This is a genomic window from Rhodococcus sp. SORGH_AS_0303, from assembly GCF_030819335.1.
GTDB lineage: Bacteria > Actinomycetota > Actinomycetes > Mycobacteriales > Mycobacteriaceae > Rhodococcoides.
Map to the genome: position 1 here is coordinate 693,733 of NZ_JAUTBO010000001.1, position 25,645 is coordinate 719,377.

Sequence of the window (25,645 nt, forward strand, 5' to 3'; positions counted from 1 at the left end):
GTCAGCGAATGGTGTACGGCGACACCGAGCTTCGATGTTCGTCGATGTCGAGTTCCTTGCCCAGCGGCGGGAACGCACGCTGCGGGCAGTGGGCACGCTCGCACACGCGGCATCCGGCGCCGATCGGCGTCGCCACGGAGGATCCGTCCAACTCCAGGCCGTCGGCGTAGACCAACCTATTTCCGTGACGCACTTCGCATCCCAGACCGATGGCGAAGGTCTTGCCGGGTTCGCCGTAGCGCGCCGCTCGCCGCTCCACCGTGCGCGCGATCCACAGGTAGCGCCGACCGTCGGGCATCTCGGCGATCTGGGTCATGATCTTGCCCGGGTAGGCGAACGTCTCGTACACGTTCCACAGCGGGCACGTGCCGCCGCTCGACGAGAAGTGGAACCCGGTGGCCGACTGGCGTTTGGACATGTTGCCGGCACGGTCGACCCGGACGAACGAGAACGGGACCCCGCGGAGCGACGGCCGCTGCAGCGTCGAGAGCCGGTGACAGATAGTCTCGTAACTCACCGCGTAGTAGGCGGAGAGTCGTTCGATGTCGTACCGGAAATCCTCCGCCACCTCGTGGAAGCGCGCGTACGGAAGCACGGTCGCCGCGGCGAAGTAGTTGGCGAAGCCGAGTCGTGCGAGTGCCCGCGACTCCGCGCCGGTGAAGCCCCCGTCCTCGACCATGCTGCGGATCAGGTCGCCGTTCTCCAGGTACGCGAGTTCGGCCGCGAAGCGGAACACCTTCTGGCCGGCCGACAGTCGCGGGGAGATCTCGAGAACACGGGTCCGCGCGTCGAAGCGGTGCAGGACGTTCTCGCCCAGGTCGATGCGCTCGATGACCTGGACGTCGTACAGATTGCGGAGCCGTTTGGCTATCTCGGCCGCGACGTCCGCCCGGTGGAAACGCAATCGGTTCGCCAGGTCCTCGGCCGCACGATCGAGTGCGTCGAGGTAGTTCTGGCGTTGGTAGAAGTAGTCGCGGACCTCCTCGTGCGGTTTCGAGATGGATCCGCTGCCGCTGCCGTCGGCGAAGCGGTCCTCGGTCGCCGCCGCGAGTTGGGCGGTGGTGTTGCGGTACCGGCGATGCATGGTGACCATCGCTCGCGCCATCGCCGGGTGGTCGGCCACGAGTTCGGCCAGCTCGTCGATGTCCGCGTCGACTCCGACGTCCTGGTCCAGGGTCACCTCGCGGAGTTCGGCGACGAGCCTCGTGTCGTCCTGGGTGGAGAAGAACGTGGTGTCGACTCCGAACACTGCGGTGATGCGCGTCAACACCGCTGACGACAGCGGTCGGACGTCGTGCTCGATCTGGTTGAGGTAGCTGGCCGAGATCGCGAGCTGCTTGGCGAGCGCCGCTTGGCTCAACCCTCGCTCGACCCTCAGTTGGCGAAGCCGGCCGCCGACGTAGGTCCGTGCCATGCGGACAGTCTAGGACGCCCCCGGCATTACCCCGTCTTTGCCAGGTCCTTGCAGGTGAGACGGGTTTCAGGTCTGGTCTGTCACACACGGGCGCGCCGGGGAAGACGGGCGCACACTGGGCGTTGCAGGGGGCAGATGTGCAGTGCACGTGAGAGACGACTGTGAGGAGAAGCGAGATGGCCCACTCGGTACGACAGGAAATTGCCCGCGACGCGGTGGTGCTGGTGGCAGGCACCGTTCTGGTGTTGTCGACGCTCTGGCTCCCGGTGCCCCACCGCAGCGAGGTGGCCGGCGCCATCCTCGTGCTGGGTCTGCTGGCGGCATTCTCGGCGCTGTGGGCCATGGGCAGTGCATCGCGCTCGAGCCATTGGGCCCACGTCGTACTCGGTGTCGTGCTGGCGACGTCACCCGTCGTCCTCGCATTCCCCGCCGGTGCGAGCACGGCGGACTACTACGCGCTCGTCGGCGGCGTCGTGATCGCGGCGATGGGTGTCCTGGGAGTGCTGACCGAGCGTCGTCGGGTCGCCGCGACAGCCTGACGCACCAGAAAACAGTACGAACGTACGGTGACGGTGGTCACAGCCGGCCGCGGGCGACGCCGGGAGTGAGCGTGTCGCACGGCGATCTCGTCGGTGTTCGGCATTGCGTGCATTTCGTTCCCGAACTGCGGTTATCAGGTTACTGACGGGTACGGAGCCGCCACGACACTAGCGATGTTCTTCGCAATATTCGCAGAACGCGCGTACTGCTTAGCGTAGATTTACAGTCTCAGCAGGTAGACACCACTTTTTCTCTGTGCCATCGTGGGGTCGTACATCCGATATGCCTGGCAAGCCTGCGAAGCACGAGCACGCTGCCGACGCAGACGCAACAGAGACGGAGCTTTTCGATGTCGACCACCGGCACACCGAAGACCACGGAAGAGATCCAGAAGGACTGGGACACCAATCCCCGCTGGAAGGGCGTCACCCGCAACTTCACCGCGCAGCAGGTGTCCGACCTGCAGGGTAGCGTCGTGGAGGAAGCCACGCTCGCGCGTCGCGGCTCGGAGATCCTCTGGGATCTCGTGAACAACGAGGACTACATCAACTCGCTGGGCGCCCTCACCGGCAACCAGGCCGTGCAGCAGGTGCGCGCCGGCCTCCAGGCCATCTACCTCTCCGGCTGGCAGGTCGCCGGTGATGCCAACCTCTCCGGCCACACCTACCCGGACCAGAGCCTCTACCCGGCCAACTCGGTTCCGAGCGTCGTGCGCCGCATCAACAACGCTCTTCTGCGCGCCGACGAGATCGCCAAGGTCGAGGGTGACTCGTCCGTGAAGAACTGGCTCGCGCCCGTCGTCGCGGACGCCGAGGCCGGCTTCGGTGGCGCGCTCAACGCCTACGAGCTGCAGAAGGCCATGATCGCGGCCGGCGCCGCAGGCGTGCACTGGGAGGACCAGCTCGCCTCGGAGAAGAAGTGCGGCCACCTCGGTGGCAAGGTGCTCATCCCCACCCAGCAGCACATCCGCACCCTGACCTCCGCGCGTCTCGCGTCGGACGTGGCCGACGTGCCGTCCGTCATCATCGCCCGCACCGACGCCGAGGCAGCCACGCTGATCACCTCGGACGTCGACGAGCGCGACCAGGAGTTCCTGGACGGAACCCGCACCGCCGAGGGCTTCTTCGGCGTGAAGAACGGCATCGAGCCCTGCATCGCCCGTGCGAAGGCCTACGCCCCGTACGCCGACCTCATCTGGATGGAGACCGGCGTGCCGGATCTCGAGGTCGCCAAGAAGTTCTCCGAGTCGGTCCGCAGCGAGTTCCCCGACCAGCTGCTCGCCTACAACTGCTCGCCCTCCTTCAACTGGAAGGCGCACCTGGACGACGCGACCATCGCGAAGTTCCAGAAGGAGCTCGGCGCGATGGGCTTCAAGTTCCAGTTCATCACCCTCGCCGGCTTCCACTCGCTCAACTACGGCATGTTCGATCTGGCGCACGGCTACGCCCGCGAGGGCATGACGGCGTTCGTCGACCTGCAGGAGCGCGAGTTCAAGGCAGCCGAGGAGCGGGGCTTCACCGCCATCAAGCACCAGCGTGAGGTCGGCGCCGGCTACTTCGACCGCATCGCCACCACCGTCGACCCCAACACGTCGACCGCAGCCCTGAAGGGCTCCACCGAAGAGGGCCAGTTTCATTAACCCCCACTCGGCGCTTTCTGCGCACTAGTCAGGCGGCTCGCAGCTTTCGTTGCGGGCCGCCTGTCTCGTATCTGCGGGCTTCGCCCGTGCCCGAGCAGAGTTACCCCCGTCTCACCCTCTCGCGTTGTCGCGCAGGGAGTCCCATTTCGAAGGAGTTTTCGTGGCCGTGGACAAGATCGAACGTGTCGGGATCGTCGGCGCCGGACAGATGGGGGCCGGAATCGCCGAGGTGTGCGCACGCGCCCACGTCGACGTGATCGTGTTCGAGCAGACACGGGAACTGGCTGCCGCGGGCAAGGCGCGCATCCTGAAGTCGCTCGACCGCGGCGTCAGCAGCGGCAAGATCACCGAGCGCGAACGTGAGCAGGCCGCCGCACGGTTGACCTTCACGTCCCAGCTGTCCGACTTCGCCGATCGCGAGATCGTCGTCGAGGCCGTGCTCGAGGACGAGGGGATCAAGACGGCCCTCTTCGTCGAGCTCGACAGGGTGGTCACGGATCCCGACGCGGTGCTCGCCTCCAACACCTCGTCGATCCCGATCATGAAGCTCGGCGTGGCCACGACCCGCCCCGAGCGGGTCATCGGCATGCACTTCTTCAACCCGGTGCCGGTTCTGCCTCTCGTGGAACTCATCTCGTCGCTGAAGACGTCCGATGCCGTCCTGGCACGCGCGGAACGTTTCGCGGCGGACGTCCTCGGCAAGCAGGTCGTCCGCGCGGCGGACAGGTCCGGCTTCGTCGTCAACGCTCTGCTGGTGCCGTACCTCCTCTCGGCGATCCGCATGGTCGAGTCGGGCTTCGCCACGCGCGACGACATCGACAAGGCCACGGTGCTGGGCCTCGCGCATCCCATGGGCCCGCTCGCACTGTCGGACCTCATCGGGCTCGACACCGTGAAGTCGATCGCCGACTCGATGTACGCCGAGTACAAGGAACCGCTGTACGCGCCGCCGCCTCTCCTGCTCCGCATGGTCGAGGCCGGCCTGCTGGGCAAGAAGACCAGTGCCGGGTTCTACGAGTACGTCAACGGTCGCATCGCGACCTAGTCCGGGGCCCGATGTTTGTCAGGCGTCACTGAACTCCCGAGAAACCGACTCGATCCCCGTTCTGCCGCGCTAGTTTTCAGCGCGGCGCACCACCTGCGTCCGACTGACTCGAGACGTACGGGGGGATCGACATGGCGCGCAGCATGCCGCTCGTCTCCCGCGTCACCACCGGCACCCGCACGCTGGGTCGTTTCGCCGACCTCGTGGTCGCTGCGTTCGGCCACCTGGTGCGGGACCTGGTGGGCCTGCGCTTCGCCTGGCGCGAGTTCCTCGACCAGGCGTGGTTCATGGTCACGGTCACCGTGCTTCCCGCCGTTCTCGTCTCGGTGCCGTTCGGCGTCATCGTCTCGGTCCAGGTGGGCAGCCTGACCAATCAGATCGGTGCCACGTCCATCGCGGGCGCCGCGGGCGGCCTCGGAGTCATCCGCCAGGGAGCGCCCATCGTGACCGCGCTGTTGCTGGGCGGCGCAGCAGGATCCGCGATCGCGGCCGATCTCGGTGCCCGCACGGTGCGCGAGGAGATCGACGCGATGCGCGTCATGGGTATCGACCCGGTGCGTCGGCTCGCGACTCCCCGGCTCGCCGCCATGCTCGTCGTCGCACCGCTGCTGTGCTCGCTGGTCATCTTCATGGGTCTGGTGTCCGGGTACGTCGTCAACGTCGGGTTCCAGGGCGGTACGCCGGGCAGCTACCTGTCCTCCTTCGCGTCCTTCGCCTCGACCACCGATCTGGTCGTCGCGATGGTGAAGGCCGAGATCTTCGGCATCATCGTGGTTCTCGTCGCGTGCCAGCGCGGATTCGAGGCCACGTCGGGCCCTCGCGGTGTCGCGAACGCGGTGAACGCCTCGGTCGTCGTCGGTGTGCTGTCGGCCTTCATCGTCAACGTCCTCGCCACCCAGTTGGTGTCGATGTTCCTTCCGCAGCGGCTCGGGTGACGCCATGACCGTCGCCCGCTACACCCCGCCCGGCACCGCGCCGCTCGTCCGCGGCGGCAAGCGCATCGCTCGCGTACCGCTCGGGCTGGTCGAGCACCTCGGGCATCAGCTCACCTTCGTGTGGCAGGTGCTCGTCGCGATCCCGCACACCCTGCGTGCCTACCGGCGCCAGACCATGATCGTGCTCACCGACATCACCTGGGGCAGCGGTAATCTCGTGGTCGGCGGCGGTACCGTCTCGGTGCTGGTCATCCTCGGCGTGGCCGTGGGGTCGTCCATCGGGATCGAGGGTTACAACGCCCTGAATCTCGTCGGCATGGGTCCTCTCACGGGCTTCATCTCGGCCTACGCCAGCACGCGGGAACTCGCCCCGATGATCGCCGCGATCGGGTTCGCCTCCCAGGCGGGATGCCGCATGACGGCGGAGATCGGTGCGATGCGCATCTCCGAGGAGATCGACGCGCTCGAGGTGGTGGGGATCCGCTCGATCCCGTTCGTCGTCACCACGCGCGTCATCGCCGGCGTGGTCACGATCATCCCGCTGTACCTGCTCACGCTGATCCTGAGCTACGTCTCGTGTGCGTTCATCGTCGCCGCGTTCGGCGATCAGTCGTCGGGGACGTACGACCACTACTTCTCGGCGTTCCTGCAGCCATCGGATCTGCTGTACTCGCTGCTCAAGGCCACCATCTTCGTCGGCGCCGTCATCATGATCCATGGCTACCAGGGCTACTACGCGACGGGCGGACCCGAGGGTGTCGGCCGTGCGTCGGGCCGCGCGATCCGCGCGTCGCTCATCGTCATCGTCGTCCTCGACATGATCCTCACCGTGGTCATCTGGGGAGTCGACGTCGGCATCAGGATCTCGGGGTAGGGGACCATGGCAGTCTTCGACGATCTGTCCCGCAGATCCGCGGGCCCTCGCTCGCTCCGGGTACGTGGCCTCGTGGTGGCCGTCGTGCTCGTGGTCCTCGGTGTGGTGCTCGGCAAGTACGCCACCGGTGACTTCGAGTCCCGTTTCGATCTCACGATCGACAGCACCGCCGTCGGTGACGGCCTCGCGGTCGGGTCGGACATCAAGTACCGCGGACTACCCATAGGCCGTGTCGACGAGATCGAGCCGCTCGGGTTCGGATCGCAGCGAGTGCACGCCCACATCGAGCCGGCCGTCGCCTCGGTCCTGACCGACGACGTCACCGCGCGGTTCTCCTCCGCGACTGTCTTCGGAGCGACGGTCATCGAATTGTACTCGGAGGGACAGGGATCCCCGCTGCGCGAGGACACCGTCCTGGCACTGGGCGACGACACCGAGACGGCGACGGTCACCGGCGTCTTCCGCCGACTCGCCGATCTGACCGACGTGCTGGACGCGGACAACACCGAGCGGGTGCTCGACCTGGCGTCCCGCGTGTCCTCGGAGTTCGGCGACAGCCTGAAGCCCTTCTTCGACACCGCGCAGATGATGGCCGAGACCCAGCGTGCGCCGCTCGCCTGGAAGCTGCACCGCGGTGGTGAGTTGGCGGACGGGCTGGGCGCCTCCATCGGACCGGTCACCGACGTGATCGACCAGGTCGTCACCAGCAGTGAGTACTTCGAGAATCCGGAGAACAGTGCGCGGGCGATCAAGGCCATGTCCGGACTCGGATCCGGCCTCTCGATCCCACTGGGAGATCTGTTGCGCGACAACGGTCCGTACCTCCGCCCGCTGCTCGACACCCTGCTGGACGTGTTGCTGCCGGTGGCGCTCTCGGCGGGAACGCTCGCGCCGGCATACCAGCGTGTGCCCGACGTGATCTCCGGCGTCGAGGACGCTTTCCCGAACGTCGACGGCCGGACCCAGCTGCAACTTCAGGTGATCGTGAAGAACATGCCCGCCATGGCCGGTCCGGCGGAAGCCTTCGCGGCGCGACTGGGCGGTGTGCTGTGACGCGCTCGTCGGTGGTGGGGACGCCGGTGGCGACCCTGGTGAAGCTCGGTGCGTTCGCGCTCGTGGCCGTGTTGTGTCTCGTCCTCGTGGGCGGCGCGCTGCGCAACGGCGGCGGCGACGACCGGTCGACGTTCGACGCGCGTTTCGACGATGTCTCCGGTCTCTACGCCGGTGACGACGTCCGCCTCTCGGGCGTGCTCGTGGGGTCGGTGAACGACATCGAACTCGACGGGAACCGGGCCAGGGTGTCCTTCGAGGTCGACTCCGACCGGCCGGTGCTCACGACCACGAAAGCTGCTGTGCGCTACCAGAACCTGTTGGGTCAGCGGTATCTCGAGCTCATCAGCACCGACGACTCGGGATCCGAGTTGGCACCGGGGTCCTCGCTGGCGGACGACATGACCGTGCCGTCGTTCGACATCACGACGCTCTTCGACGGGTTCCAGCCCATCTTCGAGACCATCGACACCGACCAGGTGAACCGGTTCGCGCAGAACGTGCTCGATCTCGTGCAGGGCGACGGGTCGGGCCTCGGGCCGGTCCTGCGTGACCTGGACGGGCTGACCACCTATGCCTCGCAGCGCGAGGACCTCATCGTGCTCCTCATCCGCAACCTGGGCGCCATCTCCGGTGTGGTGGCCGAGCGCTCGGAGCAACTGGGTCGACTGTTCGCCGAACTCGACCGCGTGGTGTCGACGTTCGCCGACAGGGCCGACACCCTGCTCTCGTCCGTCGACGACATCAATTCCGGTCAGGGACCGTTCATCTCGATCGGAGAGCAGTTGCGCGACACCTACGACTCCGAGTACGGCCCGGTGGACTCGGCGTTCAGGCGGCTCGTACCGGGAGCTCAGCAACTGGTGGACCTGCTCGCGATGGTGCCCAGTCTGCTGCGCGGTGTCGACCAGACGGTGCGCAACGCCCCCGAGGGGCAGGTCTCCGCGTGCTCGGCCGGCGACACCGAGATTCCCGGCATCGGCTCGGTCGTGCTCGGAACCCAGCGCCTGGTGGTGTGCCGATGAGCTCCGTGCGTCAGGGAAGCCAGACCGTCTGGGGAATCGTGGGTGTGCTCGCGCTCGTCGTCGCCGTGGTGGCCGCCGTCGTCGTGTACTCGCTTCCCATCGGGCATCGCACGTACACAGCGGCATTCGAGACGACCGGCGGAGCGCACGCCGGGGACGACGTCCGCATCGCCGGTATCTCGGTGGGATCGGTGACGTCGATGAAGCTGGACGGCGACCACGTCGAGGTGGCCTTCGAGGTGGACGAGAACGTCGAACTGGGCGACGCGACGTCGCTCGGGGTGCGCCTGCTGACGCCGGTGGGGGGCCACTACTTCTCGCTGACTCCCGGCGGTACCGGAGAGCTGCAGGACGGGGAGATCCCGCTCGAGCACACCCGCGTGCCGTTCTCGCTGTCCGACACGGTCGAGGCGGCGACGCCGATCCTCCGCGATCTGGACGGAACGTCGTTGCGGCAGAACATCGCCGAGATCGATCGGGCCGTGCAGGCTCAGCCGGAGTCGATCCGTGACATCACCACGACCCTGACGTCCATGACCGGTGCGATCGCCGATCGCCAGGACGATCTCGACCGGAGCCTCGACGTGGCCGACGAGTACATCGGCGAACTGGCGACCGATCGCGAGATCCTGCTGGGGCTGCTGAAGCAGATCGGCATCATCACCTCCAAGCTGGGCGCGAAGCGCGCCGACGTCGCCGCGGCCGCCGACAAGCTCTACCGGCTGTTCTCGCTCCTGCACCGACCGATCATGGCGCTCGACGAGGGGCTCGGCCCCACGATCGACGAGGTCGAGAATCTCGTGGCGTCGCTGAAGGAGCGCACGGGGTCCATCGACGACGCGATCTCCGCGGGCCGCGAGTTCTCCGAGTCCATGGCCGGCCTTCTCGACACCGGCGCCGGGCCCGTCATCGACCGCAGTGCCGCCGTCGTCACCGGATCGACGCTGTGTGTCCCGGTTCCCGGAAAGGTGTGCTGACGTGGCCGCTCGCAGCAAGGTGGTGGCAGTGGCCGTCGCCGCCGTCGTCCTGGTCGGCGCCGGGACCGCGGCGTCGTCCGCAGCCCAGCTCGTCGGGACCCCGCGCTCGGATCTGTGCGCCGAGATGACCGATTCGGTCGGTCTCTACGAGGGGAACGACGTCACGCTCCTCGGCATCCCCGTGGGCGAGGTGACCGGCATCGAGCCTCGCGGCGACCACGTCCGGGTCACGATGTCCGTCGAGGACTCGCTCACGTTGCCGGCCGACGTGGGTGCGGTGACGATGTCGGACTCCATCGTCACCGATCGCCGGCTCGAACTGACCACGCCGTATCGCGACGGCGTGCCCCTCGATCGCGACGAGTGCATCCCGCTCGAGCGCACCCGCACCCCCATCGGGATCAGCGACACCCTCGAGGCGGTGAACAAGCTCGGCGCGGAGCTTCTCGGAACGACGTCGACGACCGATCCGGACAACCCGCGGCCGCCGGACGAGGAGATTCTCGGCGACACCCTGCGCTCGCTCGACACCGCACTCGACGGCAGCGGGGAGCAACTCGGGACCGCGCTGTCCCAGGTCTCCGATCTGGTCGGCAATCCGGCGAACAAGGACACCCAGGTGCGCCGCATGGTCGACAACGTCGACACGCTGACGGCGACCCTGGTGGACCGGTGGCCGGACATCACCCTGCTGATCGAGAACCTGAAGCAGGGGCTCGGGGCCGCGGGCGACTTCTCGGAGCGGTTCGCCCAGGCGATCGACCTGACGGTCGAGTTTCTCCCCGTCCTCGAGAAGACGCTGCCGAAGTTCGCACCCACGCTCTACCGCGTGCTCGACGTCGTCGTCCCGATCGTGGCGATCATCGTCAGCAGAGTCGGCGACATCGCGAGCATCCTGTCGCGGGTGCCGAAGCAGACGGAACAGCTCGCCTCCCTCCAGGATCCGGACACGCAGGCCGCCCGGCTGACGTTCGCACCTCCGCAGTTCGCGGTGCCCGTCGCGGGTGGGTCCACCGTGAACGTCGATCTGGTCCCGCTCGTGCTCGGATCGGCAGGGTCCCGGTGAAGCGGCTCCTGGCGGCGCTGACCGTGGCGGCCGCGGCCGTGACGGCGTCGGGCTGCGGTGCCTCGATCGCCGACCTGCCCGTGCCGGGCAGTTACGTTCCGGGCCCGACCTACCGGGTCGACATCGAGTTCTCGAGTGTGCTGAATCTGCCGGCGCGGGCCAAGGTGGTCCTCGACGGTGTGGACGTCGGGCTCCTGGAGTCGGTCACCCTCACCGGCTCGACCGCCGTCGCCGCCGTGAACGTCGATCGCACCGTCGCACTGCCGGCGCTCACGCGAGCGGAACTGCGCCAGGGCACGATCCTGGGCGAGATCTACGTCGCGTTGCAGCGTCCGGAGGACGGATCCGACACTTCGGGTGCCACCCTGCAGGACGGCGATGTCATCCCGCTCGAGCGGACGACGCCGGCGGACAACGTCGAAGACGTGCTGCGCGGGCTCTCCGAGGTGGTGGCCGGCGGGCACATCGTCGACTTCCAGCGGTCCATCGATCGGTTCAACCGGGCGATCCCGCCGGATCCGGCGACGGTCGACCTCATCAACGACAAGGCCCGAGAGGCGTTGCGGGACCTGGCGACCAACACGACGGAGCTCGACCGCATCCTGGGCGGCGCCGAGGCGGTGACCCGGTCGTTCGCCGAGAAGACGGACACGCTCGACACCATCCTGACGAGTGGTCCGGAACGTGTCGCGGGACTCGCGGACGCCCTGTTGGTCGTGGTCGACGCCCTGATCGATCTGGGGTACATGTCGCGGAACATCGGTGCCGTGATCAACCCGGTGGCGGGAGATCTGCACGACGTGATCGCCACTCTGCAGCCCATGATCCGCACTCTCGCCACGGCCGATCTGACGGCGCCGATGCTGGCGTCCCGCATGGACGCCCTGCTGCGCGAGAAGCTGGTGCCGTTCTTCACGTCGTCGCCGAACGTCCGCATCGCCTCCGTCTCGGGCGACACGCCCGCGGGAGAAGCACCCGACCGGGAAGGCCGGAGGCCGGCCGACGGCCTCGATCGAGCCGACGAGATGATTCAGGTTCTGCGATCGATCGGATTCGTGCGATGAGGGGTTCGATCCTGTCCGCCACGGCGCTCGCGGCGGTCGCCGTGCTGGGTGTCGGATATTTGTCGTTGAACGTCCTGGACATCGATCCGCGACGCGACCACGCCGAGATCACCGTGCCGCTCACGACGTCCGGCGGCCTGATCGACACTTCTCAGGTGACGTTGCGAGGATTCGCCATCGGCAGGGTCGAGCGAATCGACGTCGAGGGCGGTGGACTTCGTGCCGTCGTCAGAGTGGATGCGGCGCAGAAGATTCCGGTCGACACCGAGGTGCGGGTCTCGAATCTCTCCGCGGCGGGCGAACAGTTCCTCGACTTCCGTCCGCACTCGGACTCCGGGCCGTACCTGGCGGACGGGGACGTGGTGGACGCGGCGGACGTCTCGGTCGCTCCCAGCGTCAGCGACACCCTCGCGGTCGCCGAGGCACTCACGCGCGAGATCGACACCGATGCGCTGGGCGGCATCGTCGACACGGTCGACACCGCCACGCGGGGCCGGGAGTCGGACATCGACAACGTCGTCGAGGTGTTGCGGCTGCTGTCCCTCACGTTGGCCGACAAGAAGGACGAGATCCGGCGGCTGTATCGCAACCTGCAGGTGCTCGGCGAGAACGCGTACGCCGATGCGCTGGGCCCGCGGCTCGCGGACGCGGTTCCCGAACTGAACGCCTCCGGAGCAGGTCTCGACCACCTGATCGGTTCGTATGAGGACTACTCGTACGTCGGCGAGACCGTGTGGGACGGCGAACTGGCCCGGTTGGTGCCCAAGATCGACGAGTACCTGAGTCAGTTGTCGCCGGACCTCGGCTTCATCGCCACCGTGCTGCGCCCGGTCACACAGCCGATCCGCCCGCTCCGGGTCGATGCCGGCGCCCTGGTGACGATGCTCGAGCAGGTCTTCCCGCGCGGCGGACCGGCTCGGGTGGCCGTGACCCTGCCCGGCAACTGACGTACCCCTCCTGCATCAGACGGACGACGAGAAGGCCATCATGACAACAGAACTTGACACCACCTCGACCGAGGACGACGCGGCGCCGGACACGGCGGTGCCCGCGGTGTCGTCCCGGACGCGCCTCGTGGCGATCGTCGCCACCGTGGTCGCCGTGCTCGCGACCGTCGCTGCCGTGGTGGCAGGAGTGCAGTGGCAGTCCGCCCACTCGGCCCTGGCCGCGGAACGCGGAGCCGATGCCGACCGCGCCACCGCCGAGAACACGGCGCGGGCGTACACGGAGCGGTCGTTGACCTACGACCACACGGACATCGACGGCTTCTTCGGGGGCGTCGAGGAGGGCACCACCGACGCTCTGCGTGAGCGCTTCGACGGTGTGCGCGAGGTGCTCACGCAGATCATGACCGACTCGCAGGTGGTGGCGTCGGGTCGGGTGAACGCAGCGACGGTCACGGCGCAGGAGGGCGACACCTACACGGTGTCGGTCTTCGCGACCCAAACCACGCAGAACCTGCAGCAGCCTGAACCCGGTGCCGTGCCGACGCTTCTGACGGTGACCGTCGAGCACACCGGCGACGAGTGGTTGGTCTCGGACTACGGAGCCGACACCGGCACGTCCTGATCGCTGCGGCTCAGCCGCCCGGTGACGAACTGGGCTGCGCCGTGGATGCGCTGCTCCACATGCTCGACCCCGCGTTCCCGCAGGACGTCGGTGATGTCGTCGCGTCGGAACATCTCCAGTCCCACGGTGCTCGCTGCCGCGGCGGTGACCGCCCCGACCGGCTGTGGGCCGCGCCGCACCGTCGTCATGAGCGCGATGCGGCCGCCCGGTCGCAGCACCCGGATCATCTCGTCGAGGACCCGGTACGGCTCCGGCACCAGGTACAGCGCGGCGTAGCAGCACACCGCGTCCACGGCGTCGTCCTCGAACGGGATCTCTCGCGCGTCCCCGAGCAGGTAGGCGACGTGCTCGTCGTCGTCGGTGTCCGCCGACGCGCGGGCGATCATCGGCTCCGACGCGTCCAGGCCGATCACGAGAGGCTCCGACACGTCGAGCCCGGTCACGAGAGGCCGACCGTGCGCTCCGGTGAGCATGGCCTCGGCCAGCGATCGCGAGAAGTTGCCGGGTCCGCACGCGACGTCCAGGACGACCGACACGTCGGGGGACACGAGACCGAGGTCACGCACCGCGTAGGCCCGCTGTTCCTCCACGGAGGGCCCGCCGGCGCCCATCCACAGGCGGAACAGAGGCCGCCACGCGCGTTCGTAGACGGCCGCGAGGGGGGAGAAGGTCATCAGGCGCCCGGCGACGGACGATGCGGAGGCGGGGGACGCCTCTCGCGCTGTGGAGTCCGTCACCCGGACGTCGAGCACTCCGCGCATCGGCGACGACGCGTCGACACCCGTTCGGAGCAGTTCTCGGGTCCGCCGTACCGCGGGTGTCTCGGCCATACCGACCACGCTAGCGCGACCACGCCCACGGCGGTGCGGACGTTGCTACTGTGACCGACGGGGTCCGGTCGGACCCGTTCGCGTACAGGGGAGGACGTCACGTCATGGCTTCGATCACGGTGCCCACCATCGCTGGAATCGGTCTCGCTGCAACAGGTGTCGCGCACTTCGTGGCGCCCGACGCCTTCCGCTCGATCACCGAGCCGGCGTTCCCGAAGGACACTCGTACGTGGACCTACCGCAACGGTGCGTCGGAGCTCGTGATCGGCACCGCCATCGCCGTCCCGGCCACGCGCCAGGTCGGTCTCGTCGCGCTCGCGGGGTACCTCGGCTTCCTCGGGTACCGGATGGCCACCGCTCGCTGATCCGTCGCCGGGGACGAACCGGACATGGTTTACGAGTCAACGATGCACGGGTAGACATGTGTACATGTCCACAGCAACCGCATACGCCGCCACCGCACCCGACGCACCGCTCGAGAAGACCACCATCGAGCGACGAGAGCTCGGTCCGAACGACATCCTGATCGACGTCAAGTTCGCCGGTATCTGCCACTCGGACATCCACACCGCCCGCAACGAGTGGGGCGGCACCACGTACCCCGTCGTCCCCGGCCACGAGATCGCCGGCATCGTCGCCGAGGTCGGTTCCGACGTCACCAGCCGCAAGGTCGGCGATCGCGTCGGCGTCGGCTGCTTCGTCGACTCCTGTGGCACCTGTGAGGCCTGCAAGGACGGCGACGAGCAGTACTGCACCAAGGGCGTCGTCCAGACGTACAACTCGAAGACGTACGAGGGTGAGTTCACCCACGGTGGCTACTCGACGCAGATCGTCGTCACCGAGAAGTTCGTGCTGGGCATCCCCGAGGGCGTCGAGCTCGACGTCGCCGCGCCGCTGCTGTGCGCCGGCATCACCCTCTACTCGCCGCTGAAGCACTGGGGCGCGGGCCCCGACAAGAAGGTCGCCATCATCGGCATGGGCGGACTGGGCCACGTCGGCGTCAAGATCGCCCACGCGCTCGGCGCTCACGTCACCGTGCTCAGCCAGACGCTGAGCAAGGAGGAGGACGGCAAGCGACTCGGAGCCGACGAGTACTACGCCACGAAGGACACCACCGCGCTGAAGGACCTGCGCGGGAAGTTCGACCTCATCCTCAACACCGTCTCCGCGAACCTGCCGATGGGCGACTACCTCGGCCTGCTCGCCCGTAACGGCACGCTCGTCGAGTTGGGCGTTCCCGAGAAGCCCCTCGAGGTCCCGGCCTTCAACCTGCTGGCGAACCGTCGTTCGTTCGCGGGCTCCATGGTCGGCGGCATCGCCGAGACCCAGGAGATGCTGGACTTCTGCGCCGAGCACCACATCGGCGCCGAGATCGAGGTCATCTCCGGCGACCAGATCAACGAGGCGTACGACCGCGTCGTCAAGTCGGACGTGCGCTACCGCTTCGTGATCGACACCGCCACCCTCTGATCCACAGGCGCAGCGCCACAGCTGCGAACACCACCTTCGGGCGCCGACCTCGCGGTCGGCGCCCGTCGGCGTTCACGGCCGCGGCAGGGACGCCAGACGCTGCTTCTCGTGCTCCACGTCGAAGTCCGCGGGCGGCCACTGCAGGTCCAACGACGTCAGTGCTCCCGTCAGCAGCTCCGTGACGGCGAGGCGGCTGTACCACTTGTGATCGGACGGCACCACGTACCAGGGCGCCCACTCCGTGTCGGTGCGATCCAGGACCGCCTGGTACGCCTCCTGGTAGGCGACCCACTTCTCGCGCGCCTCGATGTCGCTCGGGTCGTACTTCCAGTACTTGTCCGGCCGGCGCAGTCGACGAGCGAGACGCTTGCCCTGCTGCTCCCACGACAGCGCCATGGCCACCTTGACGATGGTGGTGCCGCTCTCGACCACGCGGCGCTCGAAGTCGTTGATCTCGTCGTAGCGCGTGCGCCACACGCTGGGAGGCGCGAGTTCGTTCACACGGACGATGAGGACGTCCTCGTAGTGGGACCGGTCGAAGACCCCGATCTGGCCCGGTCGCGGCAGCTTCTTCTCCACGCGCCACAGGAACGGGTGCGCCCGCTCCTCCTCCGTCGGGGTGCCGAAGGTCGCGTGATCGACACCCTGGGGCTCGACCATGCCGAGCACGTGCCGGACCATGCCGCCCTTGCCCGAGGTGTCCATCCCCTGCAGCACGAGCAGGACCGACCGGTGGTCTCCGCTCTTGCCGCAGGCGTACAGACGCTCCTGAAGTTCCGACAGGATCTTGCCGCGCGCCGACATCAACTCCTTGCCGGCGTCCTTGTCGCGATCGAAACCGGGCGTCGACGCGGCGTCCACCGTCGACCACGACGTGCCCGACGCGGCCAGGGCCGCGGGCAGATTCGTGGTGAAGCCGGGCGACGGTGAGCTGCTCATCCCGCGAGCGTAGGCGTACGCCCCGCTTCTCTAGTGCAGTTCCTCGCGGAGTTGGGCGAGTGTCCGGGCGAGGAGACGCGAGACGTGCATCTGCGAGATCCCCATCTTCTCGGCGATCTGCGTCTGCGTCATGTTGCCGAAGAAGCGCAGCAGCAGCACGTTGCGCTCACGCTCGGGGAGCTTCTCGAGCAGGGGACGGAGAGCCTCGTGGTTCTCGACGTTCTCCATCTCCTTGTCGTAGTCACCGAGGGTGTCCGCCAACGACAGGCCCTCGGAATCGCTTCCGCTGGAAGCACTGTCGACCGAGAGTGTCTGGTAGGCGTTGCCTGCAGTGAGCCCCATCGCGACCTCGTCGCGATCCAGGTCGAGATACTCGGCCAACTCGGAGACGGTCGGTGACCGCCCCTGCGTCTGCGACAGATCCGCGATGGCACGGGAGAGCTGCAGGTGCAGTTCCTTCATGCGCCGAGGGACGCGGACGGCCCATCCCGCGTCACGGAAGTGCCGGCGTACCTCGCCCATGATCGTGGGTACCGCGAAGGACACGAAATCGGATCCGCGTTCGACGTCGAAGCGATCGACCGCGTTGACCAGCCCGACGCGGGCGACCTGCACCAGATCGTCGTGCGCCTCACCGCGGCCGTCGAATCGGCGGGCGATGTGTTCGGCGAGTGGCAGGCACCGCGTCACCAGCTCATCGCGCAGCTTGCCTCGCAGGGGATCGCCCTCGGGCAGCGTGCGGATGCGGGTGAAGCGCTCGGCTACGTCGGCGTACTCGTCCGCCGAGCGCCGCGACTTCGGCTTGCGTTCGCTTGTCGTCACTCGTCCCAGCCGTGCTTGCTCTTGGTGAACTCGATGGTGGTCGAGACGACACCGTGCTCGTCCTCGGACTGCGACGTCGACACGGAGTCGGTCAGGGCGTTGAGAACGTGCCAGCCGAAACCGCTGGCGTCCAGATCGGCGCCGGCCTCGGTCGTCGTCGTCACCGACACGTGGAGGGCGTCGTCCGCGGTGAGGAAACGGCACACCATGCGGGCACCCGCGGTGGCACGCACGATGAGGCGGCTGCAGGACTCGTCGATGGCGAGCCGGATGTCGGCGATGCTGTCCAGATCGAAGTCGTCCTGGGCGGCGAGTGTCGCGGCCACGGCGCGAGTGACCGACAGTTGGCTCGCGTCGGCGTGGACACCGAGTTCGATGGTGGCGTCGGCCCCCTCCGTGTTCGGCTCCGTCGTGATGGCCCGTGTCATGAGGTCTCCCACTTCTTCGTGTCGCGTGTCGGTTCAGACGAACCTCGTACGTGTTCGACCGGTCGAGATTACCCGGGGGCCGTCGTCGCAAAACGTGCACCGTACCGGCGGCGTCTCCCGCGGCGTCGCTCGATGTTCACCAGGATCCTCACCGAAGTGGTTGGCAGACTGCTCCGGGTAGCGTAGGTTCAGAGACAGGTTGAGTCAGCAGCCGACGTACGAAGCACCGTCGATGGTCGCTCGGACTCCTTTCCACCAACCGCCACTCATTCTGCAGTCGCGGACGGGTTCTTTCACCTGCAGCACCATTGCTCTGCTTCTCCAGCTAGATCGGCATTTGGAGAATCATGACTGTTTCGACTTCACACGCATCCACCACCACCACTCTCGGCGACGACGTCGTCATGCTCGGCGGACTCATCTCCGTCGTGCGCACCGACTCGGAGACCACGTACCGCGTCACCGGCAGTGTGGACCTGTCCAACTCGTCCACCTTCTCGGACGTCGTGAGCAACGACGTCGAGGTGGGACGAAGCATCGTGCTCGATTTGTCCGGAGTCGACTTCTTCGGCACCGCAGCACTTTCCGTGGTGGCGGGTCTCGACGACCGCAGCGCGGCGAACGGTTCCCACCTGACCCTCGTGGTCGGCGACGCGGTCACCCGCGTCATGGGTGCCGCTCGGTGGGAGCCCACCGCACGCGTGGTCCGCTGACCACGCTGCACCGAAACTCGGCGTGATCCGGTTCGTCCGGGTCGTCGCTCCCCCCTGCCCCTGTCGCCGGTTCCCGGTGGCAGGGGCAGTGTCATGTCCGGGGCCGTAGGCTCTGACGGCATGGAACCTGTTGCCGCACTGCGAGAGGTGGCGTTCTGGCTCGAGCGGTCGCGGGCCGAGACGCGCCGGGTCAAGGCCTACCGCACCGCCGCCGACGTCCTGGCCGCACTGGACGCCGACAGGGTGGCCGAGCTCGCTCGCACCGACGGCTGGACCACCCTGCGCGGCATCGGTCCGAAGACCTCCGCGGTCGCCGCGGCGGCCGCGGCCGGCGAGGTTCCCGAGTACCTCCTGCAACTGCGCGCCGAGGCACAGCCCATCGGTGTCGGCGGCGAGGAACTGCGAACAGCTCTGCGCGGGGATCTGCACACGCACTCCGACTGGTCGGACGGGGGAAGTCCGATCGAGGAGATGGCGGAGACCGCGCGCAGGATCGGGCACGAGTACTGGGTGCTCACCGACCATTCACCGCGTCTGACCGTCGCCCACGGGCTCTCCGCCGACCGACTTCGCGCCCAGCTCGAGGTCATGGACGAGGTGCAGCGACGGTTCGAGACCGACGGCGGGCGGCCGATGCGGGTGCTGACCGGCATCGAGGTCGACATCCTCGACGACGGGTCGCTGGACCAGGAGCCGGAGCTGCTCGACGACCTCGACATCGTCGTCGCGAGCGTCCACTCCCACCTGCGCGCGGACAGCGCCACGATGACGGCGCGCATGATCGCCGCGGTGACGAACCCGCAGGTCGACGTTCTCGGCCACTGCACCGGCCGTCTCGTCGAGGGCGGACGCGGCACCCGCCCCGAGTCGACGTTCGACGCCCGTGCCGTGTTCGAGGCGTGCCGTGACCACGGGACCGCGGTGGAGATCAACGCGCGTCCCGAGCGCCAGGACCCGCCGGAGCGGTTGATGGAGCTCGCTCTGGAGATCGGCTGCCTGTTCAGCATCGACACCGACGCGCACGCCCCCGGCCAACTCGACTGGCTCGGCCACGGTTGTGCGCGTGCCACCGCGGTGGGCGTTCCGCCGGACCGTATCGTCACCACCTGGCCGGTCGACCGGTTGCTGGACTGGGCGTCGTCGGACGGAGCGTGACGCGGGCAGGTACCGGTCCCCGAGAGGAAAAGCGGGCAAAGAACGGGCAGAGTGCGTCGAAGGTGGAACAATCGCGAGGTGTTGCTGGGGGCGGAAACGGGTCTGGGGGCGGAGACGTGGTGACGGGAAGCCTGAACTCGGGTGGCCTGAACTCTGGTGGTTCGGACTCGGGCGACGCCGGCGACAGGCGCACCGTTCTGGCAGCGCTGACGGCGATCTCCGAGTCGTCCCAGGACGGTGTCGTGGTCTTCGATCGCAACACCTCCGTGCGGTACGCCAATGCCGCCGCCCGCACCATCCTCGAGTTCCCGGCCCACGAGAACCCGTCCGCGCGAGACCTCGTCGCGGACACGGCCGCCTCGACACTCGACCTCATTCTCGCCGAGCTGAACGCCACGGGAGCCTGGACCGGTCGGATCGCGGTGGGAACTCCGGCCCGACCGATCCTGGTGTCCGCCTGGGTACTCGGGCCCACCGACGGCCACGAGGTCGTGGTCGCGACACTCGTGGACGGCTCCGAGCGGCAGGAGCGCGAGGAGGAGCTCGTCGACGCCCTCACCGCCGTCCGCCGCCGAGCGCGCGAGCAGCGCATCGTCGCCGGGCTCAACCGTGCGGCGCTCACCGGATCCTTCGACGACCTCGTGGCCACCGCTCTGCAGTCCATCGTGGACCTTGTCGGTGCCACGCACGCCGTGGTGTTCCGCCGACGCGGTGCGGACCGCCTGGCCGTCCACGCGGCCACCTTCGAGCCGCCCGACGAAGAGACCCTGCCCTCGGGCACCGCGACGCTGGCCGGCTACGCGCTCGAGCGCGAGGAGGTGATCGTGTGCGCGGACACCCGCGACGAGACCCGCTTCGACGTCACCCTGCTCGAGGACCACGACCTCCGCAGCGGTATCGCGGCTCCCGTCCGCGGGGGCGAAGGCACGTGGGGTGTCCTCGTCGTCTATCGCACCGAGCCGCACACGCCGTCGGCCGACACGCTGTCCTTCGTCGTCACGGTAACCGCGGTGCTGGCGTCCGCCGTGCGCCGGTCCGACCTCGAACGCGAGCTGCGATACCGCAGCCTGCACGACCCGCTGACGCAGTTGGCGAATCGCACGCTCGCGTACCAACGCATCGATTCCGCGCTCGGAGTCTCGCGCGAGGACGGCACGCTCACCGCGGTGATCCTGGTGGACCTCCACGACTTCCGCACCATCAACGACAGCTTCGGCCACGGCGCGGGGGACGCGGTGCTCGCGGCGGTGGCGCCGATGCTCACGCGCACCGTCAGGCCCTCCGACACCGTCGCCCGCTTCGGCGGCGACGAGTTCCTGCTCGTGTGCCCGGGCCTGCGCAGCACCTTCGACGCCATCGGCGTCGCCCAGGGTGTGCTGGCCATGTTCCGCCGTCCGCTCACCATCGGGAACCGGACGACGACCGTCACCGCCTGCATGGGCATCTCGGTCGGGTACGGCGAGCACACCGCCGCGGAGATGGTCCGCCAGGCGGACGTCGCCATGGGCGGCGCGAAGAAGGAGGGGCCGGGGAGCTACGAGCTGTACGACAAGGTGCAGGGCGGAGAAGCGTTGCGGCGCTTGACCATCGCCTCGGAGCTCCGGTCCGCGATCGAGAACGACGACCTCGACGTGGCGTACCAACCCGTGTTCGACATCCGATCCGGACGCATGACCGGGGTCGAGGCGCTCGCGCGGTGGACCACGTCGAGTCTCGGCGTCGTCGGGCCCGACGAGTTCGTTCCCGCCGCCGAACGCGCGGGCCTGATCGGGCCGCTCGGCAGCTGGGTGCTGCGCCGGGCGTGCACCGAGGCCGCGCGCTGGCAGACCGGTGATCCGGTGGAACTTCGCGTCAACGTCAGTCCGCTGCAGCTTCGTCAGCGCACGTTCGCGTCGTCCCTCGCCGACACGCTCGAGCGCACCGGTCTCGCCCCGGATCTGCTGGGCATCGAGATCACCGAGACCCTGTGGCTCGAGGACACGTCCGCCGTGAAGAACAACCTCGACGAGCTGCACCGGATGGGCATCAAGATCCTGCTGGACGACTTCGGTGTCGGCCACAGCTCGCTGGACTACCTGACGCGCTTCCCGATTCTCGACGCCATCAAGATCGATCGGTCGTTCGTCGCCGACCTGCCGACCGAGCAGTCGGAGGCGGTCATCCGCGCCGTCGTGTCGGTGGCCGACGCGTTCGGTCTCGACGTGGTGGGCGAGGGTGTGGAGACCACGGCCCAACTCGACAGCCTCGTCCGGTGCGGATGCGGCTACGCCCAGGGCTACCTGATGGCGCGACCACTACCGCCGGGCGACGTGACCGCCCTGGTGGCGTCCGGGGGTCGGATGAATGTCGATGCCGGACCTGCTCGGTGACCGACGCTTCGACACGTACATGTTCTCGTCCGCGAGCGACCACGACGCGGTGATGCTGCCGGCCTCGGTGACCGTGCTCCAGCCGACCGACATCGGCACATCCGCCGCGTGGGCGGAGGACTCCAGGGCCGTGAGCATGCCGTCGACGTCGGTGGCGTCGCGGTCGAACACCAGGACTCCGAACTCGTCGCCGCCGAGACGGGCCACGACGTCGGACTCGTGAGCCCACGCCCGCAGCAGTTCGGCGGCGCGTCGGATCACCCGGTCTCCCGCGGCATGGCCGTGCCGGTCGTTCACCTGCTTCATCCCGTCGAGGTCGACGACCACCACGGCGCCGGGGTCGGCGAAGCGAGTCCAGCGCGCGTCCTCGGGCTCGAGCACCCGGTTCCATCCCCGCCTGTTGAAGAGTCCGGTGAGGGGGTCGGTCTCCGCCTCGCGCCGAGCCAGTTCGGCGGACCGCTCCGCGACCGCGCGGGCGTGGTCGGTCTCGAACACCGTGGTGAGCAGCCCGGACAGGAGATCGAGCAGCGCGGTCATGCCGGCGGGCAGCGGCCCGCTGATCGGCCGCGAGCCGAAACCGCACATCGTGCCGAACAGCGAGCCGTCCGCCCGCCGGATGGGCACACCGATGTACGACCGGACCGGGTCGTGCCCGGGAACGCCGATGCGCGGGATGCCCGCGTCGTCGAGGTCCTCCACGACGGACGGGATCTCGCCCTCGGTCATCGAATGGCACAGCGACTCGTTCCACCCCACGACGAGGCCGGTGTCGATCCCCAGGCCGTTGGTGTTGGTGCGCAGGAAGATCTGCTTGTCGTCGACGACGCGCGAGACGGCCCAGGCCGTCGCGGGAAGGATGCTGTCGAGATACGCGACGACGGCCGCGCCCGCGGCGTCGAAGGTGGAGAGCGCGGAGGGCGGCGGTGCGATCGAGGGGGGACGAGGTGGAACGGTCACGGTCTGTCCTGAGGGCGGAAGGTCGACCGCGGCACCCCCGGAACCGCGTGGCCGGTGAGTCCGGACCGAGTGTCGTCTGTCGGCACCGATTCTAGCCCCCGGCGGGCGAGCACCTACCCTCGAATCATGGCACCGACGTACGCAACAGCCGACCGAGTCGATCTCGATGCCCTGCATCGCTTCGTCGCCGAGCGGCATCACGCCACCCTGGTCACCACGAAGCAGTCCGGTGGACTGCAGATCTCACCCGTGACCTGCGGGCTCGACGCGCAGGGGCGCATCGTCGTCTCGACGTACCCGCAGCGCGCGAAGACCGTGAACATCCGTCGGTCCTCGGCCGTCACGCTCTGCATCCACTCCGACGACTGGAACGGCCCCTACGTGCAGATCGACGGCACCGCGGAGGTCATCGACCTGCCCGACTCCGTCGAGCCGCTCGTGGACTACTACCGGGCGATCGCGGGCGAGCACCCCGACTGGGACGAGTACCGGCAGGCGATGGTGACGCAGGGCAAGTCGATCATCCGCATCGCCATCGACACGTGGGGACCGATCGCGACCGGCGGATTCCCGCCGCCCGCGCAGGATCAGCCGGCCGACGAGTCGAACGGCTGACCCCGGCTCACTCGGCCGCGTCGAGAGCGGTGACGGCCTGGACCACGGCCTCGCAGAACGCGGGGATGTCGTCCGGGTTGCGGCTGGAGATCAGGTTGCCGTCCACGACGACCTCCTCGTCCACCACCGTGCCGCCGGCGTTCCTGATGTCGGTACGCACGCTCGGGTACGAGGTCAGCGTGCGACCGCGTACGACGTCGGCCTCGACGAGCGTCCACGGGCCGTGGCAGATCACCCCCACCGGTTTGCCGGAGTTCACGAAGTCGCGGACGAACGACACCGCGTCGGTGTCGAGGCGCAGCGTGTCGGGGTTGGTCGTTCCACCCGGCAGGACCAGCGCGTCGAAGTCGTCGACGGAGGCCTCGGCGACCAACTGGTCGACGGCGAAGGTGTCGGCGGGTTCGGTGTCGTTCTCGAAGGCCTGGATCTCACCGTGGGTCAGCGAGAGCAGCACCGTGGTCGCTCCGGCCTGATCGAGTGCCTCGCGGGGAGCGGTGAGCTCGATCTGCTCGACACCGTCCGTCGCGAGGAACGCCACGGTGCGGCGGGCCGACCCGGAGTCGGTGTTCGGAGTGTCAGTCATCGTGAACCTCTCTCGTTCTCGCCGTGTCGCGGGACGCGATGCGGCTGTCCCGATCTACCCGGCACCCGGTGGTGGGAAACGGCACACCCTCGGCGGGTTGGATCGGCCCGGGCGCGGGTATCTGCCCTTCGACCGGATGGTGAGCACGTCCGATCGAGGCGCCGCTGCGTTCACCGAGAGGTGACGCGGGAGAGGGGAACACCAGTGAGCACACCGACAGTGGACGCGGCCGGAGCGGTCGTGCCCGACACCGCCGGCGATGCCGCCGAGGCACCCGTGATGACCTGCCTCTTCGAGCACACCACGGCGGGAATCGTCCTGATGGTCGCCCTGTGCGCCGGGATGGCGGCCTTCGTGGCGGCCGCGGTGAACTCCTTCGCCCTGGGAGCTCTGGTCGGTGTCCTCATGATCGGGATGGCCGGTATGGCCGTGGTGTTGGTTCCGGTCGAGCGCCGGTAACCTCGGAACGGCCCACGCAGACTCACCGAGGGAGGGAACGACAGATGCCCGATTTCACGAGCCCGGAACTTCCCGTCGAGGACGCTCTCGAGCAGGAGCAGGACACGGTGCAGGACGACGACACCGACGCGGTCACGCCCACGGTCGCCGTGACGTACGACGCCTCCGACGCGGACCTGCTCGAGCAGAGTCGCGACGTCCCGCTCGACGACGAGCACGACCGCTAGGCGCCTCTATTCGTCGACGAGTGGGTGGTCGACCGCGTTGAAGCGTGAGGGCGAACCGCCCGCTTCCGCGACACCGTGGATGCCGCCCCACACCATCATGGTGAGGTAGTCGATGAGGTCCGCTGCCGACATCGACCGGTTCGAGATCCACCAGTGCGTGGCCAACTGGACGCCGCCCACGATCCCGTACGACCAGGGCAGCGAGCCGCCCGAGTCCATCTCCATCCGGCGCAGGCGCTCACCGAGCACCGTCGCCAGCAGTTCGGCGATCATGCGTTCCGACTCGGCGACCACGTCGCGGTTCGGCCCCGAGCTGTTCGACATCGCGTACAGGTAGACCTCGGGGTCGTCCGCGACGGTCTCCACGTACGCGGCGACCACCTGGCGGGTGAGGTTGTACTCGTCGAGCTCGACGCTGATCGCGTCGTAGATCCGCGGTGCGAGAGTCGTCTCCACATATCGCTCGAGCGTCGCGTTGGTCAGATCGTTCTTGTCGTGGAAGTAGCGGTACAGGACGGTCTTCGAGATACCGATCTCGGTGGCGATCTCGTCCATGCCGATGTTGCGGCCGCGCAGCCGGATGGCGGCGAGAGTGCCGTCCACCAGTTCCTCGCGACGGGCGATCTTGTGCTCGCGCCAGCGTCGCTTGCGGCCGTCCGGCTTGTCCGTGCGGGCGTCGGTCGCGGTGTCGTCGGAATCCGGCTTCACCGTCTCGGCCCTGGCGGAACGGGTTCGCCCGGTCTTCCGGGCCCCGGTCTCGTCGGCGTCCTGGTCGGCGGTGTCCCCGTCGCTCTTCCTCGCTGCCGATCTGCTCGCCACGCGCGTGTACTCCGTCCCGATGTCCGACTGCGCTTCTGGCGCACTCGTGTGCGGCGGCGCA

At 68.3% G+C, this 25,645-nt stretch carries 28 protein-coding genes; 20 read left to right on the top strand and 8 right to left on the bottom strand.

Features of this window, described 5'->3' with window-relative positions:
* Nucleotide 1: 1 nt before the first annotated feature.
* Nucleotides 2-1,414: an acetate metabolism transcriptional regulator RamB gene (ramB, locus tag QE449_RS03315; RefSeq protein ID WP_027506304.1), complete on the bottom strand. Its 1,413-nt coding sequence runs from the start codon at nucleotides 1,412-1,414 to the stop codon at nucleotides 2-4.
* Between the two features lie 176 nt (nucleotides 1,415-1,590).
* Here ramB and QE449_RS03320 point away from each other — a divergent pair, with 176 nt between their 5' ends.
* The 12 genes from QE449_RS03320 (at nucleotide 1,591) to QE449_RS03375 (ending at nucleotide 13,198) form a co-directional block, all read left to right on the top strand.
* The gene (locus QE449_RS03320) at nucleotides 1,591-1,953 is read left to right on the top strand and encodes a hypothetical protein (RefSeq protein WP_037186125.1); all 363 of its coding nucleotides are present in this window, start codon (nucleotides 1,591-1,593) and stop codon (nucleotides 1,951-1,953) included.
* A 350-nt stretch (nucleotides 1,954-2,303) separates the two neighbouring features.
* The gene (aceA, locus tag QE449_RS03325; protein ID WP_027506305.1) at nucleotides 2,304-3,593 is read left to right on the top strand and encodes an isocitrate lyase; all 1,290 of its coding nucleotides are present in this window, start codon (nucleotides 2,304-2,306) and stop codon (nucleotides 3,591-3,593) included.
* A 160-nt stretch (nucleotides 3,594-3,753) separates the two neighbouring features.
* Complete coding sequence (locus tag QE449_RS03330) at nucleotides 3,754-4,638, top strand: 3-hydroxybutyryl-CoA dehydrogenase (protein WP_082544301.1); 885 nt, start codon at nucleotides 3,754-3,756, stop codon at nucleotides 4,636-4,638.
* Between the two features lie 131 nt (nucleotides 4,639-4,769).
* Nucleotides 4,770-5,573: an ABC transporter permease gene (locus tag QE449_RS03335; RefSeq protein ID WP_051613460.1), complete on the top strand. Its 804-nt coding sequence runs from the start codon at nucleotides 4,770-4,772 to the stop codon at nucleotides 5,571-5,573.
* Nucleotides 5,574-5,577: 4 nt separating this feature from the next.
* Nucleotides 5,578-6,447, top strand: a complete 870-nt coding sequence (locus QE449_RS03340; RefSeq protein WP_056441517.1) for an ABC transporter permease — start codon at nucleotides 5,578-5,580, stop codon at nucleotides 6,445-6,447.
* A 6-nt stretch (nucleotides 6,448-6,453) separates the two neighbouring features.
* On the top strand, nucleotides 6,454-7,500 hold the full coding sequence (locus QE449_RS03345) for an MlaD family protein (RefSeq protein WP_027506308.1): 1,047 nt from the start codon (nucleotides 6,454-6,456) through the stop codon (nucleotides 7,498-7,500).
* Nucleotides 7,497-8,522 carry an MCE family protein gene (locus QE449_RS03350; protein WP_285184305.1) on the top strand — a complete coding sequence of 342 codons (1,026 nt, stop codon included), beginning with the start codon at nucleotides 7,497-7,499 and terminating at the stop codon, nucleotides 8,520-8,522. The genes QE449_RS03345 and QE449_RS03350 overlap by 4 nt, the downstream gene beginning before the upstream one ends.
* On the top strand, nucleotides 8,519-9,499 hold the full coding sequence (locus tag QE449_RS03355) for an MlaD family protein (RefSeq protein ID WP_222649820.1): 981 nt from the start codon (nucleotides 8,519-8,521) through the stop codon (nucleotides 9,497-9,499). Before QE449_RS03350 ends, QE449_RS03355 begins: the two co-directional genes overlap by 4 nt.
* A 1-nt stretch (nucleotide 9,500) precedes the next feature.
* Complete coding sequence (locus QE449_RS03360) at nucleotides 9,501-10,565, top strand: MCE family protein (RefSeq protein ID WP_056441526.1); 1,065 nt, start codon at nucleotides 9,501-9,503, stop codon at nucleotides 10,563-10,565.
* The gene (locus tag QE449_RS03365) at nucleotides 10,562-11,629 is read left to right on the top strand and encodes an MlaD family protein (RefSeq protein ID WP_222631988.1); all 1,068 of its coding nucleotides are present in this window, start codon (nucleotides 10,562-10,564) and stop codon (nucleotides 11,627-11,629) included. The genes QE449_RS03360 and QE449_RS03365 overlap by 4 nt, the downstream gene beginning before the upstream one ends.
* Nucleotides 11,626-12,576: an MlaD family protein gene (locus tag QE449_RS03370; RefSeq protein WP_307108213.1), complete on the top strand. Its 951-nt coding sequence runs from the start codon at nucleotides 11,626-11,628 to the stop codon at nucleotides 12,574-12,576. The genes QE449_RS03365 and QE449_RS03370 overlap by 4 nt, the downstream gene beginning before the upstream one ends.
* A 40-nt stretch (nucleotides 12,577-12,616) precedes the next feature.
* The gene (locus QE449_RS03375) at nucleotides 12,617-13,198 is read left to right on the top strand and encodes a hypothetical protein (protein ID WP_051613463.1); all 582 of its coding nucleotides are present in this window, start codon (nucleotides 12,617-12,619) and stop codon (nucleotides 13,196-13,198) included.
* Here the strand turns inward: QE449_RS03375 and QE449_RS03380 are convergent.
* A complete protein-coding gene (locus tag QE449_RS03380) occupies nucleotides 13,171-14,028 on the bottom strand; it encodes a class I SAM-dependent methyltransferase (protein ID WP_261775939.1) in 858 nt (285 codons plus the stop codon). The genes QE449_RS03375 and QE449_RS03380 overlap by 28 nt on opposite strands.
* 104 nt (nucleotides 14,029-14,132) lie before the next feature.
* Here QE449_RS03380 and QE449_RS03385 point away from each other — a divergent pair, with 104 nt between their 5' ends.
* Both QE449_RS03385 and QE449_RS03390 read left to right on the top strand, forming a co-directional pair.
* Nucleotides 14,133-14,393, top strand: a complete 261-nt coding sequence (locus tag QE449_RS03385) for a hypothetical protein (RefSeq protein ID WP_307108214.1) — start codon at nucleotides 14,133-14,135, stop codon at nucleotides 14,391-14,393.
* A 64-nt stretch (nucleotides 14,394-14,457) separates the two neighbouring features.
* Nucleotides 14,458-15,498 (top strand): NAD(P)-dependent alcohol dehydrogenase, encoded by a 1,041-nt coding sequence (locus tag QE449_RS03390; RefSeq protein ID WP_027506313.1) that lies wholly within the window; start codon nucleotides 14,458-14,460, stop codon nucleotides 15,496-15,498.
* Nucleotides 15,499-15,570: 72 nt separating this feature from the next.
* Here the strand turns inward: QE449_RS03390 and QE449_RS03395 are convergent, their stop codons facing one another.
* The 3 genes from QE449_RS03395 to QE449_RS03405 are packed head-to-tail and all read right to left on the bottom strand — an operon-like array spanning nucleotide 15,571 to nucleotide 17,687.
* A complete protein-coding gene (locus QE449_RS03395; RefSeq protein ID WP_204869114.1) occupies nucleotides 15,571-16,437 on the bottom strand; it encodes a PPK2 family polyphosphate kinase in 867 nt (288 codons plus the stop codon).
* A 30-nt stretch (nucleotides 16,438-16,467) separates the two neighbouring features.
* The gene (locus QE449_RS03400) at nucleotides 16,468-17,259 is read right to left on the bottom strand and encodes a SigB/SigF/SigG family RNA polymerase sigma factor (protein ID WP_027506315.1); all 792 of its coding nucleotides are present in this window, start codon (nucleotides 17,257-17,259) and stop codon (nucleotides 16,468-16,470) included.
* A complete protein-coding gene (locus QE449_RS03405) occupies nucleotides 17,256-17,687 on the bottom strand; it encodes an ATP-binding protein (protein ID WP_307108215.1) in 432 nt (143 codons plus the stop codon). The genes QE449_RS03400 and QE449_RS03405 overlap by 4 nt, the downstream gene beginning before the upstream one ends.
* 347 nt (nucleotides 17,688-18,034) lie before the next feature.
* On the opposite strand from QE449_RS03405, the gene QE449_RS03410 reads away from it, so the two are divergent.
* From QE449_RS03410 to QE449_RS03420, 3 genes are all read left to right on the top strand, one after another.
* Nucleotides 18,035-18,400: an STAS domain-containing protein gene (locus QE449_RS03410; protein WP_307108216.1), complete on the top strand. Its 366-nt coding sequence runs from the start codon at nucleotides 18,035-18,037 to the stop codon at nucleotides 18,398-18,400.
* A gap of 120 nt (nucleotides 18,401-18,520) precedes the next feature.
* Nucleotides 18,521-19,555, top strand: a complete 1,035-nt coding sequence (locus QE449_RS03415; RefSeq protein WP_222638054.1) for a PHP domain-containing protein — start codon at nucleotides 18,521-18,523, stop codon at nucleotides 19,553-19,555.
* A 119-nt stretch (nucleotides 19,556-19,674) separates the two neighbouring features.
* Nucleotides 19,675-21,924: an EAL domain-containing protein gene (locus QE449_RS03420; RefSeq protein WP_307108217.1), complete on the top strand. Its 2,250-nt coding sequence runs from the start codon at nucleotides 19,675-19,677 to the stop codon at nucleotides 21,922-21,924.
* Here QE449_RS03420 and QE449_RS03425 read toward each other — a convergent pair.
* The gene (locus QE449_RS03425) at nucleotides 21,850-22,881 is read right to left on the bottom strand and encodes a GGDEF domain-containing protein (protein ID WP_051613466.1); all 1,032 of its coding nucleotides are present in this window, start codon (nucleotides 22,879-22,881) and stop codon (nucleotides 21,850-21,852) included. The genes QE449_RS03420 and QE449_RS03425 overlap by 75 nt on opposite strands.
* 126 nt (nucleotides 22,882-23,007) lie before the next feature.
* Here QE449_RS03425 and QE449_RS03430 point away from each other — a divergent pair, with 126 nt between their 5' ends.
* Nucleotides 23,008-23,496, top strand: a complete 489-nt coding sequence (locus QE449_RS03430; protein WP_037186134.1) for a PPOX class F420-dependent oxidoreductase — start codon at nucleotides 23,008-23,010, stop codon at nucleotides 23,494-23,496.
* Between the two features lie 7 nt (nucleotides 23,497-23,503).
* Here QE449_RS03430 and QE449_RS03435 read toward each other — a convergent pair whose 3' ends face one another.
* Nucleotides 23,504-24,079: a type 1 glutamine amidotransferase domain-containing protein gene (locus QE449_RS03435; protein ID WP_155957057.1), complete on the bottom strand. Its 576-nt coding sequence runs from the start codon at nucleotides 24,077-24,079 to the stop codon at nucleotides 23,504-23,506.
* A 204-nt stretch (nucleotides 24,080-24,283) separates the two neighbouring features.
* Between QE449_RS03435 and QE449_RS03440 the strand changes: the two genes are divergently transcribed.
* Entirely contained in the window at nucleotides 24,284-24,538 is a 255-nt protein-coding gene (locus tag QE449_RS03440) for a hypothetical protein (RefSeq protein ID WP_155957058.1), read from the top strand.
* A gap of 44 nt (nucleotides 24,539-24,582) precedes the next feature.
* Entirely contained in the window at nucleotides 24,583-24,765 is a 183-nt protein-coding gene (locus QE449_RS03445; protein WP_056441560.1) for a hypothetical protein, read from the top strand.
* 6 nt (nucleotides 24,766-24,771) lie between these two features.
* Here QE449_RS03445 and QE449_RS03450 read toward each other — a convergent pair whose 3' ends face one another.
* A complete protein-coding gene (locus tag QE449_RS03450) occupies nucleotides 24,772-25,473 on the bottom strand; it encodes a TetR/AcrR family transcriptional regulator (protein WP_027506322.1) in 702 nt (233 codons plus the stop codon).
* Nucleotides 25,474-25,645: the final 172 nt, after the last annotated feature.